Genomic DNA, 14535 nt, shown 5'->3' with positions numbered 1-14535 from the left:
CCGCGCGGTCTCGGGTAGCCGCGCGCCCATGGCCCGAACAGATCGTCGACTCAGAACGACCCCTTCGATACCCCGGCGCACCCTGCTGCTCGGCTCGGCCGCGGCCGCCCTGGGCGCCACCGCCGCCACCGGCTGCAGCCGCGTCACCTCCGGCAACGCCCTGGACCGGCTCAGATCGCAGGGCACCGTCCGGCTCGGCATCGCCGGCGAGGTCCCCTACGGGTACGTCGACGAGCAGGGAGAGTTCACCGGCGAGGCGCCCGAGCTGGCGAAGGTGGTCTTCAAGCGGCTCGGCATCGACCGCGTCCAGCCCGTGGCCACCGATTTCGCCTCCCTCATACCGGGCCTGAACTCCCGGCAGTTCGACGTCGTCTCGGCCGGGATGTACATCAACAAGGAACGCTGCCAGCAGGTCGTCTTCTCGGACCCCGAGTACCAGATGCTCGACTCCTTCGTCGTCCGCAAGGGCAACCCCCTCAACGTGCGCTCGTACGAGGACGCGGTCCGCGCCAAGGCCAGGTTCGCCACCGCCACCGGGTACGCGCAGCTCGACTACGCCGTGGCCGCCGGGTACCCCGAGAAGGACGTCGTCATTCTCCAGGACCAGGTGGCCGGGCTGAACGCCGTCGAATCCGGCCGCGTCGACGTCTTCGCCGCCACCGCCCTCACCGCGCGCCTGGTCGTGGAGAAGAGCCGGCGGGCCGAGGCGACGGCGCCCTTCTCGGCGGTCGTCGACGGCGAGAAGAAGGTGGACGGCGGCGGCTTCGCCTTCCGCCCCACCGACCACGACCTCCGGGACGCCTTCAACACCGAGATCCACAAGATGAAGAAGAGCGGCGAGCTCTTCCGCATCATGCGGCGCTTCGGTTTCACCCAGGCCGAGATGACCACGCTCACCGCCGAGGAGCTGTGCCGATGACCGCCGGACTCTGGCAGAACTGGGTGCTGCCCGGCATCTGGACCACCCTCCAGCTGCTCGTGTACAGCGCCGCGCTCGGCGCGCTGGTCGCCTTCACCGTCGGCACGGCCCGCACCCACCGCTCGCTGTTCGTCCGCTTCCTGGCGGGCGCGTACACGGAGATCTTCCGGGGCACGTCGGCGCTGGTGCTGATGTTCTGGCTGTTCTTCGTGGTGCCGCCGCTGCTGGGCTGGCAGCTGGTGCCGATGTGGGCGGCGGTACTCGCGCTCGGCCTGTCGTACGGGGCGTACGGCGCCGAGATCGTGCGCGGCGCCCTGGCCTCCGTACCGAAGGCCCAGCGCGAGGCGGGCGTGGCGCTCGGCTTCACGCCCTGGCAGCGGCTGCGGCTGATCCTGCTGCCGCAGGCCGTGCCCGAGATGATCCCGTCCTTCTGCAACCTGCTGGTCGAGCTGCTCAAGGGCACGGCGCTGGTGTCGCTGCTCGGTGTCGGGGACGTCTCCTTCGCCGCGTACCTGGTGCGCCTCGCGACCCAGGAGAGCGCGCAGATCTACTCCCTCATCCTGGTGATCTACTTCGTGATCGCGTTCGTCATCACCCGCTCCATGAAGGCACTCGAACGGAAGACCAAGGCCAATCTGGGGGTGGTGGCCAAGTGACCTGGGACTGGTCCGCGGTGGCGGACTTCATGCCGCGCTTCTGGGACGGGCTGCTGGTCACGCTGCAGATCCTCGTGCTCGGCTCGCTCATCTCCTTCACCCTCGGCCTCGTCTGGGCGGCCGGATTCCGCGCCCGGAGCCGGCTGGTGCGGTGGCCGGTGCACGCGGTGACGGAGTTCATCCGCAACACGCCGCTGCTGGTGCAGCTCTTCTTCCTCTTCTTCGTCCTGCCGGAGTGGGGGGTGCAGTTCTCCGCCCTGACCACCGGCACGCTCGCCATCGGGCTGCACTACTCGACGTACACGGCACAGGTGTACCGGGCCGGGATCGACGCCGTACCGGCCGGGCAGTGGGAGGCCGCCACCGCGCTGAGCCTGCCGGCCCACCGGACCTGGACCGCGGTGATCCTGCCGCAGGCGCTGCGCCGCGTCGCGCCGGCGCTGGGCAACTACGTCATCGCGATGCTGAAGGACACGCCGCTGCTGGCCGGAATCAGTGTGCTGGAGCTGCTCCAGCAGTCCCGGCTGGAGAGCGCGGCGACCTTCCAGTACACCGAGCCGCTGACGGTCGTCGGTGTCGCCTTCATCCTCATCGCCTATCCGGCATCCCTTCTCGTACGAGCCCTGGAGCGCCGCCTTGTCCACTGACCTGATCACTTTCGAGAACGTCACCAAGCGCTACGGCGGGAACACCGTCCTCGACGACCTGTGCTTCTCGGTCGAGGCGGGCCGGCACGTCACGCTCATCGGCCCGTCCGGCTCGGGCAAGACCACGATCCTGCGGATGCTGATGACGCTGGAGAAGCCCGATGCGGGCACCATCCGCGTCAACGGCGGCCGGCTCTTCCCGGCCGACGAGAAGCAGCGGCGCGTGACGCGCAAGCAGATCGGGATGGTCTTCCAGCACTTCAACCTCTTCCCGAACATGTCGGTGCTGCGCAACATCACCGAGGCCCCGGTGCGGGTGCTGGGCCTGGAGAAGGACGAGGCCGTGGAGCGCGGCCGGGAGCTGCTGGAGATGGTGGGGCTCGCCGACAAGTGCGACGCGAGACCGGCTCAGCTCTCGGGCGGCCAGCAGCAGCGGGTGGCGATCGCGCGGGCGCTGGCGATGCGGCCGAAGGTGCTGCTGCTGGACGAGGTGACCTCGGCCCTCGACCCGGAGCTGGTGGCCGGGGTGCTGGACCTGCTCAGGGACATCGCGCGGTCCACGGACATCACCATGCTCTGTGTCACCCACGAGATGAACTTCGCCCGTGACATCTCGGACGAGGTGCTCATGTTCGACGCGGGGAAGGTCATCGAGTCGGGTGCGCCGGAGCGGATCTTCTCCGAGCCGGAGCACGAACGCACCCGCGACTTCCTCGGCGCGGTGCTCTGACCTCCCCGCCAGTGCCGAAAGTAGGCCATTGGCATATGCCAAAGTGTCCCGTTCCTGCATATGACCCCGGGACGGGACACTTTCTTGCCAACGGGGCCTCCTGAAACGGCCCTTGGCGGCTATCGTGGTACAGAAGCATGCGGTCACAACCTGGTAGGGGGAAACCGTGGCGCCGAAGCCCGAGCCGACCGCGCCGTTCCACTCGGTGCACTACGCCCTGCGCGTCCTCGAAACGATCTCCAGGCATCCCGGTGGCGTCACCGACGTCCAGATCGCACGCGAGACCGGACTCCCGACCGGCCACCTGGCCCCCATGCTCCTGATGCTGCGCCGCGAGGGGTACGTGGAGCAGGTCTCCGACGGCGCGTACGTCGTGGGCGACTCCCTCGTCCTGCTCGGCTCCGGCGCCACCCGCCGCGAGGCCCTGCAGAACAAGCTCCAGGAGACCCTGACCGAGCTGCGCGACTCGCTCGGCGCCGCCGTCTACATCAGCCGGTACATCGACGGCGAGGTCAAGGTCACCCAGGTCGCGGACGGGCCGCACACGCCCAAGGTCAACGAGTGGGTCGACTTCCGCTCCGCCGCGCACGCGAGCGCGGTCGGCAAGTGCCTGCTGACGCAGCTGGACGTGAACGGGCGCAGAGACCACCTCTCCCGCCACAAGATCGCGCGGCTCACCTCGCGCACCATCACCAGCGAGAAGGTGCTGTTCTCCAAGCTCGACAGCCAGCCGCCGACCGTTCCCGTCCTGGACCTCCAGGAGTACGCCGTGGGCACGGTCTGCGCGGCGGTTCCGCTGACCGCCGGGTCGGCCGTGGGCTGCCTCGCGCTCTCGCTCCCGATCGAGCACGCGCACCGGCTGCGCTCGGCGGCCGACGCGCTGAACCGCAAGGCGGCCCCGGTGGTGCTGTCGCTGGCGCTTTAAACCCGTACGCGCCAGATGTGAGCCAGCTCACGCACTCGCGGACGGAAGCACGCCTCGGACCAGGTAGTATTAACTCTGTCAGCAGGCGCCGCTAGCTCAGTTGGTTAGAGCAGCTGACTCTTAATCAGCGGGTCCGGGGTTCGAGTCCCTGGCGGCGCACAGACGAAGGAAAGCCCCTCGCGAGAGCGAGGGGCTTTCTCGTGCTTGTGCGGTGCTCGTGCACGCGGCTCAGAACTGGACGTCCGAACAGGCGTAGAAGGCGTTCCCCGTGTCGGCGATCGTCCAGACGGCGAGGATGAGGTGCCTGCCCGTCTTGCCGCTGGGGATCGTCCCGCTGTGCGAGAGCGTGGACGGCGGCTGCTGGGCGTTGTACGGCACCGTGAGGAACGGCTGCGGATCGAGGGCCGCGCGGGTCAGCGGAGCGCTGGAGTTCCAGCCGTTCCTGGTGATGTAGTACCTGAAGTCGGTGGTGCGGTGCCGAGCCGTGAACTGCCAGCGGAAGGTGTGGCTCTGACCGGCGGCCACCCGGGTGGCGGGCCAGGCCCCGCCCCGCGGATCGTCGAGCTGGGCGAAGGTGGAGTTGCCGCCGGCGCATATCCGGCCGTCGGCGGGCCCGCCGGACGGGAAGCCCTTGGGCCCCTCGACCGACTGCGGCTCCCACTGGATGGCACCGCAGTTGGTGACGGTGCCGTTGGCGCAGAGCTTCTGGCGGCTGATGGGTGAGTCGGTGTAGCCGTGGCTGCTGGCGCTGCTGGTGGCGAGGAGAGACGCTCCGGCGACGCCGAGCGCCACCACGGCCGCGCCTAGGGTGCGGTTTCGCATGCTGGTGCTCCAGGTGAACGTGGGGGAAGTTCGATGAGCCGTGGTGCGATCCAGCCGGGAGTTGGTCTGGACCAACTCCCAATGTAGGGACGTCAATTGGACATGTCCATACCAATCACGGGGCTTCGACCGGACCACTGCGACCCGTGTAGAACGCCACCGTCAGGTCCTTGACCAGCGCCTTGCGGTCGTAGTCGTCCAGCTCGACCAGACCACGCGTGGTCAGCCGGTGGACCATGTCGTCCACCGCGTCCACCACCGACGTGAGCACCATGTCCCGGTGCTTCGCGTCGATCGACGCGATGCGCCGCCGCTGCATCGCGGCCGCGATCTCGGGCGCGTACTCGATCCGCGTCGGCTGCGCCGAGAAGACGTCGATGCCGACCGGCGCGCACTCCTCCGACAGCATCCGCGTCAGGGCGTCCCCCACCACCTCCGCGTCCCGCAGCGTCGGCGCGTCCTCATGGAAAGCGTCGGCGGGCAGCTGCGAGAGCACCCGCGCCATCGCCGCCTCCACCTGCTCGCGCAGGTACTGCTCGTGGTCCGCGACCCCGAGCGCCGCCCGCACCGTGTCCCGGATGCGCCACACCACCAGCACCACCACCCGCAGCGCGGTGCCGTTCGCGTCGACGGCCGGCAGCGGCTCGCTGCGCCAGTGCCGCAGCCGTACGTCGACCCGGCGGCGCAGCATGAGCGGGCTCACCCACACCAGCCCGGTCCGCCGCACACTGCCCCGGTAGTCGCCGAACAGCGTCAGCACCCACGCGTATCCGACCCGCCCGCGCCCCAGCCCGCCGAAGGCGAACAGCGTCATCAGCACCCCGAGCGCGAGCAGCGCCCACCAGCCGAGGGCGATGCCGTGGTACGGAGGGGACGGCAGCCGCAGCATCAGCGTCAGCGCCGGGGGCACGACACCCACCCACCACAGCACCGCCGCGCACCCGGCGAGCGCGGCGGCGCCCGCGACGACACCGACCCAGCCGGGCAGCGCGGGCCCGGGCCGCTCGACGAGGCGCGGGTCGCCGGACGGCACGGGCCGCGACCGGCCGGCAGGCGGTGTCTGCGCCGGTGCCTGAGTCGGCACGGACACGCATACGGACACGGCTCCGGGCACGGAGCCCGCGGGCGGCCGCGGCGGCGCCTCGTCCCGTACCGCCGCGTCGGTCGCCGCGGTCGCTCCCTCGGCGCCGGCCTCCCTGCCGTCGCCGCCGGCCTCGCCGCCCTCCCCGTCGTCCCGGAACAGCAGGTGGACCGGGATGGGCCCGGTCGTCTCGTTGCCGATCACCGGCACGCGCCGCACGTGCGGCCCGCCGCTTTCCGGCGTCCCCGTCTGCATCACTCACACCTCGTGGTCACGATTGGTCGTCGGGTCGTCGAGTCGTCGAATCGGTCATCGGAACAGCCGCCGCCACGTCTCCGGTCCCGGATAGCCGTCCGCCTCGCGGCCCCGCCAGCCCTGCGCCCGCTGGAACGTCTCGACATTGCGCCGGTCGGCCTCGCCCCAGCGCGGGGTCGGGCCCGTGCGGTAGTGGGCGCCGAACCCCCGCCGCACCAACTGGCGGCCGAGCTGCTCGACGTACGGGTTCGACTGGCCCGGCCGGAACCAGCCGCGCCCGGGGAAGGCGGGCGTGCCGCTGTTCCGGGCCGCTCCCGGGATGTCGCGGCCCTGACCCCGCACCAGCAGCCGCCAGGTGTGCGGCCCGGGCAGCCCGTCCGCCTCGCGGCCCCGCCAGCCCTGCGCCCGCTGGAACGCCCGCGTGGCCGTGCGGTCGGCGTCGCCCCACCGGGGGCCGGGCCCGGAGCGGTAGAACCGCTCGCCGCCGCGCGCCGCGAGCATCCGCCCCAGTTGGGTCACGTACCGGTTGGCGGCGCCGGGCCCGAAGGAGCCGTCGCCGGGGTACGCCACCGGCGTGCCCCGGCTGCCGGAGGCGGGGAGGGCGCTCAGGCCCTTGTAGCGGTAGGCCACGTAGCGGCTGGAGTTGGTCCAGTACGCCATCGGCGTGGCCTGCTTGCGGGCGTGCGGGCGGGCCTGCTCGTAGGCGGTGTAGTACGTGTGCGTGTAGTCGGTCCAGCCGCCGAAGATCGTGACGTGCGAGCCCTTGTTCGGGTCGGCGGGGTTGTGGAAGAGCAGGATGTCGCCGGGCTGGAGCTCGCTGCGGTCGATGGGGGTGCCGTACCGGTCGAGGGTGCCCGTCCACTCGTTGCCGGGCAGGCCCCAGGCCATCGAGACGAAGCCGGAGCAGTCCTGCCGGTAGCCGTCGTGCCAGTACTTCTCCATCGAGTACGGCACTTGCGCCGCCACCCACAGCTTGGCCCGGTTGATGATCTCGGCGCGGCTGGAGCGGCGCAGCGTGTGGGCGGACACGCCCGCCTGACTCGCCGTCGGCCCGGGCCGCGGCCGTCCGTGCAGGGGCCCTGCCTGGCCCTGCGGTGTGCCGGGGCCCGGGTCGTGGCGCCCCGCGAGGGCGCCGGTGGCCCCCGACCGCTGGGGCGGGTGGGCCGCGGGGGCCGCGACCTCGGCCCCCGGCGCGGCGCCGGCGCCCGCACCCAGGGCCACCCCCGCCACGGTGGCCAGGACCAGGGCGCGGCGGGCGCCGTGCGCGGCGGGGTGGCCGCCGGCGCGCACGGCGAGCCCGAGGGCCAGCTCACGGCGCTGCCGGGCGCAGCCCGCGCACGGGCAGTCGGCGTCGGGCTCGTACTCCTCGAAGACCAGGGCGGCGGCCATGCGGATCCTCTCCTCGCTGCGGTACGGGCGCCAGTGTCGCAACTATCCAGATATGTCGCATTTTGACTGAAGGAAGAGGAAAACCGGCCAGCTGACAGGCCGAGCCGCCGGGCGGATGGTCGGGACCACTCCCGGACATCCGGTAGAGTTATGCAGGTCAGCAGGCGCCGCTAGCTCAGTTGGTTAGAGCAGCTGACTCTTAATCAGCGGGTCCGGGGTTCGAGTCCCTGGCGGCGCACGCGAGGCCGAGGCCCTCTCACCAGTGGTGAGGGGGCCTCGGTCGTTCCTGTGACCACATTCGTGCGATGACCCCTGCGGTGATCCTCGCGCTCCGGGTGGGGGCCGTAGAATCTGGCGTGGACCCGACACACCCCCAAGGGGGCAGCGGGTTCGAACAGTTGGGGGAGCGGCTTTCCGCAGGTGCCCCGGTGACGGAATCGACGGGGTGGGGGCCCCGTTCACAAGCCGATCACAGGACAGGCATCATGCAACCGGAGGGTCTCCAATCCATGTCTGAGGAGACGGCGGCCCGCCACTGATGCACCCGGGCGCCGGCCGCGGGAAGCCGAGGGAAGCGCGCGGCCCGGGTGTGGAACGAACACGACCAATCACGCAGCAAGCATGCGTGCGGGGGGAAGACTCATGACGTCGACGCCGACCGGCGACCGGCAGGACAACGACCCATCCCGGACCACTCAGCTCCGGGTTCCCCCGCGGCTCAGGACCGGGGGCGGGCCCCGGCAGCGACCCGTCGCGAAGCCACTGCCGCGCTACGACTACGAGCACTACAGCCGGCTCGCCGGGCCGCTCACCCAGCCGGCCCCCAACAAGCCGTACACGGTGCAGTACCGGTCCCTCATCTCGCAGGAGCCGCACCGCATCCGGGTCGCGCTGATGCTCGCCGCCGCGCCGGTGCTCTCGCTGGTGCTGCTGGTCTGGCTGCTCCAGCCGTCGCACTGGACGGAGCGCGACTACCCGGCCTTCGACTGGCTGCCGGCCCTCGACGTCGTCATGCTCGTCTCGATCGGCCTGATCGAGCTCTTCCGCTGCATGAACGTCTTGTCGAACGCGCACGCGACGCTCGTCGCCCGTGACCCCATACCCGTCGTGCCGGAGACCGGCACCCGCGTCGCCTTCCTCACCTCCTTCGTGCCGGGCAAGGAGCCCCTGGAGATGGTGACGAAGACGCTGGAGGCCGCGGTGCGGATCCGCCACCGCGGGCTCATGCACGTCTGGCTGCTGGACGAGGGCAACGACCCCGAGGTCAAGGCCGTCTGCGAGCGCCTGGGCGTGCACCACTTCTCCCGCAAGGGCATCGCGAAGTGGAACCAGCCCTCCGGCCCCCACCGCGCCAAGACCAAGCACGGCAACTACAACGCCTGGCTGGACGCGCACGGCGACAACTACGACTTCTTCGCCTCCGTCGACACCGACCACGTGCCGCTGCCGAACTACCTGGAGCGCATGCTCGGCTTCTTCCGCGACCCGGACGTCGGCTTCGTCATCGGCCCGCAGGTCTACGGCAACTACGACAACTTCGTCACCAAGGCCGCCGAGTCGCAGCAGTTCCTCTTCCACGCGCTGATCCAGCGCGCCGGCAACCGCTACGGCGCGCCCATGTTCGTCGGCACGTCGAACGCCGTGCGCATCAAGGCGCTGAAGCAGATCGGCGGCCTGTACGACTCGATCACCGAGGACATGGCGACCGGCTTCGAAATCCACCGCCACAAGAACCCGGCCACGGGCCGCAAGTGGCGCTCCGTCTACACCCCGGACGTGCTCGCGGTCGGCGAGGGCCCCAGCGCCTGGACGGACTTCTTCACCCAGCAGATGCGCTGGTCGCGCGGTACGTACGAGACGATCCTCACGCAGTACTGGAAGGGCTTCGGCACGCTGCCGGCGGGCAAGCTCTTCAACTACACGATGATGATCATCTTCTACCCGATGTCCGCGCTGAACTGGATCCTGGCGGCGCTGAGCTGCGCGCTCTTCCTGGGCCTGGGCGCCTCGGGCGTGAACATCGACCCGACCGTGTGGCTGATGCTCTACGGCAACGCCTCCGCGCTCCAGATCGGCCTGTACGTCTGGAACCGCCGCCACAACGTCTCCCCGCACGAGCCGGAGGGATCCGGCGGTGTGGCCGGCATGGTCATGTCCGCGCTGTCCGCGCCGCTCTACGCCAAGGCACTGATCGACTCGGCCCTCCGTCGCAAGAGCAAGTTCGTCGTCACCCCGAAGGGTGACTCGGCGAGCCCGGACCGGTGGTTCGGGACCTTCCGGTACCACTGGTACTTCATCGGGATCTTCGTCGCCTCCATCGTCGCCGGTTTCGTCCTCGGGAACTCCCACCCCGCGATGGTCGTCTGGGCGTCGTTCGCGACGCTGATCACCGCGTTGCCGATCTTCGTCTGGCGGCACATGCTGCGCCAGGAGAAGAAGCGCCGCCCCGCCCGGCACGCCGGCGGGGGCCGCCCGCCGCAGCCGCCCGCGCCCGCCGTGGACCACGCGCCGCAGGCCAGGCCGAGCTGGGCCGAGCAGAACGACACCATGCAGATCGCCCTTGGGGGACGTAACAAATGAGCAGCCTGCCCGTCCGGCCAAACCACCGGAAGAACCGCGCCCGTCGCATCCTGATAGGCACGGCGGTGGTCGCGGTGGTCGCCGGGTTCAACGGGCCGGCCCTCTACCGGTACGGCTCGGAGAAGTACCACGACTACACGATCAACAAGCCGGAGTACAAGGCCGCCAACGGCCACTGGGACTTCCTCGACGTCCCCTCCGAGTTCCGGATCAACACCATCCACGCGGCGCTGCTGCACACCGGCAAGGTGCTGCTCATCGCCGGCTCCGGCAACAACCAGAAGAACTTCGACGCGAACAAGTTCGAGTCGGTCCTGTGGGACCCGAAGACGAACACGTTCAAGAAGATCCCCACCCCCAAGGACATGTTCTGCGCCGGGCACACCCAGCTGCCCGACGGGAAGCTGCTGGTCGCGGGCGGCACCAAGCGGTACGAGAAGCTGAAGGGCGACGTCACCAAGGCCGGCGGCCTGATGATCGTCCACAACGAGGACCCGGACAAGCCGATCACGCTGCCCGCGGGCACCGAGTTCACCGGCAAGGCCAACGGCAAGACCTTCGTCTCCAAGGACCCGATCCTGGTGGAGAAGGCGAAGAAGGTCTTCGACCCGGCCACGGGCGCCTTCCTGCGCACCGAGCCGGGCCTGGGCCGGATCTACGTCGAGGCCGAGAAGTCCGGCAAGGAGTTCGAGACCGGCACCGAGGACAACTACAAGATCGAGGGCCTGAAGGGCAAGGACGCCCGCAACGTCTACGGCATGGCGCAGAAGCTCGCCCTCGACAAGAAGGACTTCCAGGGCATCAAGGACGCCTTCGAGTTCGACCCGGTCGCCGAGAAGTACATCAAGGTCGACCCGATGAACGAGGCCCGCTGGTACCCCACGCTGACCACCCTGAAGGACGGCAAGGTCCTCGCCCTCTCCGGCCTCGACGAGATCGGGCAGATCGTCCCCGGCAAGGACGAGATCTACGACCCGAAGAAGAAGACGTGGGAGTACACCGGGATCGAGCGCCGCTTCCCGACCTACCCGGCGATCTTCCTGATGGACAACGGCAAGCTCTTCTACTCCGGCTCCAACGCCGGGTACGGCCCCGCCGACGTCGGCCGTGAACCGGGCGTCTGGGACCTGGAGACCAACGAGTTCGACAAGATCCCGGGCCTGAGCGACCCCGACAAGATGGAGACCTCGGCGACGGTCATGCTGCCGCCCGCGCAGGACCAGAAGTTCATGGTCATCGGCGGCGGCGGGGTCGGCGAGTCCCAGGAGTCCAGCGAGAAGTCCCGCCTGGTCGACCTGAAGGACCCGAACCCGCGCTTCAAGGACGGCGCCACGCTGGAGAAGGGCACCCGCTACCCGAGCGCCTCGCTGCTCCCGGACGACACCGTGCTGGTGACCGGCGGTTCCGAGGACTACCGGGGCCGCAGCGGCTCCAACATCCTCCAGGCGCGTACGTACGACCCGAAGACCGGCCAGTACAAGCGCGTCGCCGACCCGGCGGTGGGCCGCAACTACCACTCCGGGTCCGTGCTGCTGCCCGACGGCCGCGTGATGATCTTCGGGTCGGACTCGCTCTTCGCCGACGCCGCCAACACCAAGCCGGGTGTCTTCGAGCAGCGCATCGAGATCTACACCCCGCCCTACCTGTACCGGGACGCGCGGCCGAAGGTCACCTCGGGGCCGGAGTCGATCAAGCGCGGCGAGAGCGGGGTCTTCAAGACGCCGGACGCCGCGAAGATCAAGACGGCGAAGCTGATGCGGCCGAGCGCGGTCACGCACGTGACGGACGTCGACCAGCGCTCGATCGCACTGGAGGTGGAGAAGACGGCGGACGGCATCGAGGTGACGGTGCCGAAGAACCGCGCCCTGGTGCCCTCCGGCTGGTACATGCTCTTCGTCACGGACGACAAGGGCACGCCGTCGGAGGCGGTCTGGGTCGAGGTGCCGTAAGCGGGTCGCGGTGCGTTGAGCCGAAGGGCCCCGGCGGTTGCCGGGGCCCTTCGCGTGCGCGGTCCTACTTCGTGTTGCGGGCCAGTTCGAGGGCGTACTCGGGGAACCAGTCGCCCGCCTTCGGGCCGCCCTTGCAGTCGCCGTCCGACTCGCCGGGGCGCTTGATCCACAGGTACGCGTCGACCAGCGGGTCACCGGTCTCGGTGGTGGGCGTCTCGCCCAGCGCGCGGCCCGGCGGGTTGCACCAGCGCTCGGTGGGGTCGCCGTCGGTGTAGGGCCCGTTGCCGTTGCGGCTGGTGTCGATGACGAAGTGCTTGCCGCCGACGTTCGCCGAGACCTTCCGGCCGTACTCCTTGCTCGCCTCGGTGGTCTGGAAGTTGGCGACGTTCACCGCGAAGCCGTCGGCCTGCCCGACGCCCGCGCGCTTCAGCGGCTCGAAGATCTGGTCGGGCTTGCCCCAGCCCGCGTTGCCCGCGTCCAGGTACACCTTGGTGCGGGGCTGCTGCTTCAGCCGCTGGACGGCACCGCGCAGGAGGTCGTACCGCTCCTCGTGGTAGCGCCCGTCGGTGCAGTTGTCCACCATGTGCATCACGGCGTCCGGCTCCAGGATCACCGTCGCCGGGCGGTCGCCGATGCCCTTGGCGACCTTGTCGAGCCAGTCGCGGTACGCGTTGCCGTCGGCGGCGCCGCCCGCGGAGTGCTGGCCGCAGTCGCGGTGGGGGATGTTGTAGAGGACGAGGACGGCGTCCCGGTCGGCCTTGGCGGCGGCTTCCGTGTAGCCGCGGGCCTCCGCCTCCGGGTTCTCGGCGCCCACCCACTGGCCCATCGGCTGGGCGGCGATCTTCTTGATCAGCTCGGCGTTCTCCGTGTCCCCGTCGCGCACCCGGCTGGCGAACGCCTGGGCCGCCTTCCCCTCCGGATTGACCCAGAACGGGGAGACCTCCTTGGGCTGCTGGCCGATCCCCGGCGCCGGTCCCTGCGACCGCCCACCGCCGTCCGAGGAGGAACACCCCGCCAGCAGCAGCGCCGCGACCGCCCCCACCGCGGCCGCGCCCAGGCGCGCACGACCGGTGCAACTGCCGTACATCCACTCCCCTTTGGTGCACTGTCGTGTCGTCGGGGCCACCCCCCAGGCGCCCCGCCCCGGACAAGCCCGGTCGAATCCATCCTGACACACGGGCCGGTCGCGGATCAGTGTGCCCCGGATCGGCGGACCGAATCAGCGGGGCCGGATCAGCGGGGCCCGGTCACGCCCGTGAGGTACGCGGAGACGACGACGTTCGCCGTGTAGGCGCCCGAGGCGCGGTCGAAGGTGCCGCCGCAGGTGATCAGCCGCAGCTCGGCGCGGCCCGGGCGCCGCTGCCCGTACACCTTCCGGGGGTCGAACTCGTCGCGGGCGACGACCTGCACGTCCTCGATGGTGAACTCGGCGACCGAGCCGTCGGTCCGGGTCACCCGGACCCGTTCGCCGGGGCGGGCCGAGCTCAGCCCGTAGAAGACGGCGGGTTCGGTCTCCGTGTCGACATGGCCGGTGAAGAGGGCCGCTCCGTCCGTGCCGGGCTCGCTGCCGGCGCCGAACCAGCCGACGGTCCGCGGTGTCTCGTACGGCGGCGGGTCTATCGCACCGCTGCTGTCGAGGCCCCGCGCGACGACCGGCGCGGCGATGCCCAGCGACTCCACCTCCAGCCGCGTCGGCCCGGCCGGCTCCAGCGGCGGGTGCGCGGGCGGCAGCGGTACGCCGAGGGGGCGGCCGACGGCGGCCACGTCGCCGGTGGTGGGGGCGGACAGGCCGCCCGGGCCGTCGGCTATGCCCTTGCCCCAGAGCCACAGGCCGAGGAGGAGCAGGGCCCAGGCCACGCCGGTGAGCAGTCGCCCGGAGCCGGCCGGGCGGTCCGGGGTCGACGCCATGGCCGTCAGTCCGCGCCCGGGCCCGTACCCACGCCGGTACGCCGGCGGCGGCGCAGGCGGGCGCTGCGGAACGCCACGGCGACGGCCGCCGCGCCCGCGAGGACGAGGCCGATCACGGTGTGCGGGGTGCCGGGCCCGCCCTCGCCGGCGTCGGCTCCGGTGACGGCGTCGGCGACGCTCGGGGCCTGGGCGGGGTCGGCGGCGAGCGCGGCCGCGCCACCGCCCCCGGCCCGTACGGGTGCGGTGGGGGTGGCCGGCGCGGGGAGCATGACGTGGACGGTGCCGACGGCGTGGTGGTCGCGGCCGTCACAGTGCACGGTGACGTCGTACGTACCAGGGGAGATCTGGGGCTTGACCGCGGTGGCGCCGCGCAGGGGCGCGCCCTTGCCGTCGGGGGCGGAGAGCGGCGCGTCGGTGAGGAACGCCTTGGACCTGGCGTGGCCGTGGTCGCGCTTGCAGCCGGTGACGCGGACCTCGACGTCGGCGCCCGGGGCGGCGATGGCCGGGAGGACCAGGGCCGTCACCTTGTGGTGTCCGCCCGGTTCCTCCTCCCCCGCGTGCGCGAGGCCGGCGGCCGGTGCGAGCACCAGCACGGGCGCCAGTACGGTGGCCGCCCCTGCGGCACGGAGAGCAAGCAGTCCTGAACGCATCGTGAACCTCCTGGTACTCGAAGA

General features: G+C 70.9%; 12 protein-coding genes, 2 tRNA genes and 1 pseudogene. 9 read left to right on the top strand and 6 right to left on the bottom strand.

Going from position 1 to position 14535, the window contains the following annotated elements; all coding sequences use genetic code 11:
• Nucleotides 1-28: 28 nt before the first annotated feature.
• The 6 genes from ehuB to ACZ42X_RS18000 all read left to right on the top strand — a co-directional run bounded on the left by ehuB (nucleotide 29) and on the right by ACZ42X_RS18000 (nucleotide 4036).
• A complete protein-coding gene (ehuB, locus tag ACZ42X_RS18025; protein WP_468290560.1) occupies nucleotides 29-919 on the top strand; it encodes an ectoine/hydroxyectoine ABC transporter substrate-binding protein EhuB in 891 nt (296 codons plus the stop codon).
• Nucleotides 916-1575, top strand: a complete 660-nt coding sequence (ehuC, locus tag ACZ42X_RS18020) for an ectoine/hydroxyectoine ABC transporter permease subunit EhuC (RefSeq protein WP_468290557.1) — start codon at nucleotides 916-918, stop codon at nucleotides 1573-1575. The genes ehuB and ehuC overlap by 4 nt, the downstream gene beginning before the upstream one ends.
• On the top strand, nucleotides 1572-2222 hold the full coding sequence (gene ehuD, locus ACZ42X_RS18015) for an ectoine/hydroxyectoine ABC transporter permease subunit EhuD (protein WP_468290554.1): 651 nt from the start codon (nucleotides 1572-1574) through the stop codon (nucleotides 2220-2222). Before ehuC ends, ehuD begins: the two co-directional genes overlap by 4 nt.
• On the top strand, nucleotides 2212-2952 hold the full coding sequence (gene ehuA, locus ACZ42X_RS18010; RefSeq protein ID WP_468290551.1) for an ectoine/hydroxyectoine ABC transporter ATP-binding protein EhuA: 741 nt from the start codon (nucleotides 2212-2214) through the stop codon (nucleotides 2950-2952). The genes ehuD and ehuA overlap by 11 nt, the downstream gene beginning before the upstream one ends.
• A gap of 166 nt (nucleotides 2953-3118) precedes the next feature.
• Nucleotides 3119-3877, top strand: a complete 759-nt coding sequence (locus ACZ42X_RS18005; RefSeq protein WP_356645255.1) for an IclR family transcriptional regulator — start codon at nucleotides 3119-3121, stop codon at nucleotides 3875-3877.
• Between the two features lie 85 nt (nucleotides 3878-3962).
• Nucleotides 3963-4036, top strand: a tRNA-Lys gene (locus ACZ42X_RS18000).
• Between the two features lie 69 nt (nucleotides 4037-4105).
• Here the strand turns inward: ACZ42X_RS18000 and ACZ42X_RS17995 are convergent.
• From ACZ42X_RS17995 to ACZ42X_RS17985, 3 genes and pseudogenes are all read right to left on the bottom strand, one after another.
• Entirely contained in the window at nucleotides 4106-4699 is a 594-nt protein-coding gene (locus tag ACZ42X_RS17995) for a lytic polysaccharide monooxygenase auxiliary activity family 9 protein (RefSeq protein WP_468290548.1), read from the bottom strand.
• A 115-nt stretch (nucleotides 4700-4814) separates the two neighbouring features.
• A pseudogene (locus tag ACZ42X_RS17990) lies at nucleotides 4815-5996 on the bottom strand (SPFH domain-containing protein); the annotation flags it as partial.
• A gap of 93 nt (nucleotides 5997-6089) precedes the next feature.
• Complete coding sequence (locus ACZ42X_RS17985) at nucleotides 6090-7424, bottom strand: peptidoglycan-binding protein (RefSeq protein ID WP_468290545.1); 1335 nt, start codon at nucleotides 7422-7424, stop codon at nucleotides 6090-6092.
• 164 nt (nucleotides 7425-7588) lie between these two features.
• Between ACZ42X_RS17985 and ACZ42X_RS17980 the strand changes: the two genes are divergently transcribed.
• The 3 genes from ACZ42X_RS17980 (at nucleotide 7589) to glxA (ending at nucleotide 11953) form a co-directional block, all read left to right on the top strand.
• Nucleotides 7589-7662, top strand: a tRNA-Lys gene (locus ACZ42X_RS17980).
• 404 nt (nucleotides 7663-8066) lie between these two features.
• Nucleotides 8067-10004 carry a glycosyltransferase family 2 protein gene (locus tag ACZ42X_RS17975; RefSeq protein ID WP_468290542.1) on the top strand — a complete coding sequence of 646 codons (1938 nt, stop codon included), beginning with the start codon at nucleotides 8067-8069 and terminating at the stop codon, nucleotides 10002-10004.
• Nucleotides 10001-11953, top strand: a complete 1953-nt coding sequence (glxA, locus tag ACZ42X_RS17970) for a radical copper oxidase GlxA (RefSeq protein ID WP_468290539.1) — start codon at nucleotides 10001-10003, stop codon at nucleotides 11951-11953. Before ACZ42X_RS17975 ends, glxA begins: the two co-directional genes overlap by 4 nt.
• A gap of 64 nt (nucleotides 11954-12017) precedes the next feature.
• On the opposite strand, the gene ACZ42X_RS17965 is transcribed toward glxA, so the two are convergent.
• The 3 genes from ACZ42X_RS17965 to ACZ42X_RS17955 form a co-directional block, all read right to left on the bottom strand.
• The gene (locus ACZ42X_RS17965; RefSeq protein ID WP_468290537.1) at nucleotides 12018-13040 is read right to left on the bottom strand and encodes a glycoside hydrolase family 6 protein; all 1023 of its coding nucleotides are present in this window, start codon (nucleotides 13038-13040) and stop codon (nucleotides 12018-12020) included.
• Between the two features lie 146 nt (nucleotides 13041-13186).
• Nucleotides 13187-13861 (bottom strand): class F sortase, encoded by a 675-nt coding sequence (locus tag ACZ42X_RS17960; RefSeq protein WP_468290534.1) that lies wholly within the window; start codon nucleotides 13859-13861, stop codon nucleotides 13187-13189.
• Nucleotides 13862-13866: 5 nt separating this feature from the next.
• Entirely contained in the window at nucleotides 13867-14511 is a 645-nt protein-coding gene (locus tag ACZ42X_RS17955; protein WP_468290531.1) for a hypothetical protein, read from the bottom strand.
• Nucleotides 14512-14535 lie beyond the last annotated feature (24 nt).

The organism is Streptomyces sp. NPDC030862, assembly GCF_055571835.1.
Note: the sequence above shows the minus strand (reverse complement) of the source record. Positions and strands in the feature narration are given on the sequence as shown.

Excerpts from the sequence above, each read along its gene's own strand:
- ehuB (WP_468290560.1), top strand. The coding sequence starts at position 29 with ATGGCCCGAACAGATCGTCGACTCAGAACGACCCCTTCGATACCCCGG.
- ehuC (WP_468290557.1), top strand. The coding sequence starts at position 916 with ATGACCGCCGGACTCTGGCAGAACTGGGTGCTGCCCGGCATCTGGACC.
- ACZ42X_RS17995 (WP_468290548.1), bottom strand. The coding sequence starts at position 4,699 with ATGCGAAACCGCACCCTAGGCGCGGCCGTGGTGGCGCTCGGCGTCGCC.
- ACZ42X_RS17985 (WP_468290545.1), bottom strand. The coding sequence starts at position 7,424 with ATGGCCGCCGCCCTGGTCTTCGAGGAGTACGAGCCCGACGCCGACTGC.
- ACZ42X_RS17975 (WP_468290542.1), top strand. The coding sequence starts at position 8,067 with ATGACGTCGACGCCGACCGGCGACCGGCAGGACAACGACCCATCCCGG.
- glxA (WP_468290539.1), top strand. The coding sequence starts at position 10,001 with ATGAGCAGCCTGCCCGTCCGGCCAAACCACCGGAAGAACCGCGCCCGT.
- ACZ42X_RS17965 (WP_468290537.1), bottom strand. The coding sequence starts at position 13,040 with ATGTACGGCAGTTGCACCGGTCGTGCGCGCCTGGGCGCGGCCGCGGTG.
- ACZ42X_RS17960 (WP_468290534.1), bottom strand. The coding sequence starts at position 13,861 with ATGGCGTCGACCCCGGACCGCCCGGCCGGCTCCGGGCGACTGCTCACC.
- ACZ42X_RS17955 (WP_468290531.1), bottom strand. The coding sequence starts at position 14,511 with ATGCGTTCAGGACTGCTTGCTCTCCGTGCCGCAGGGGCGGCCACCGTA.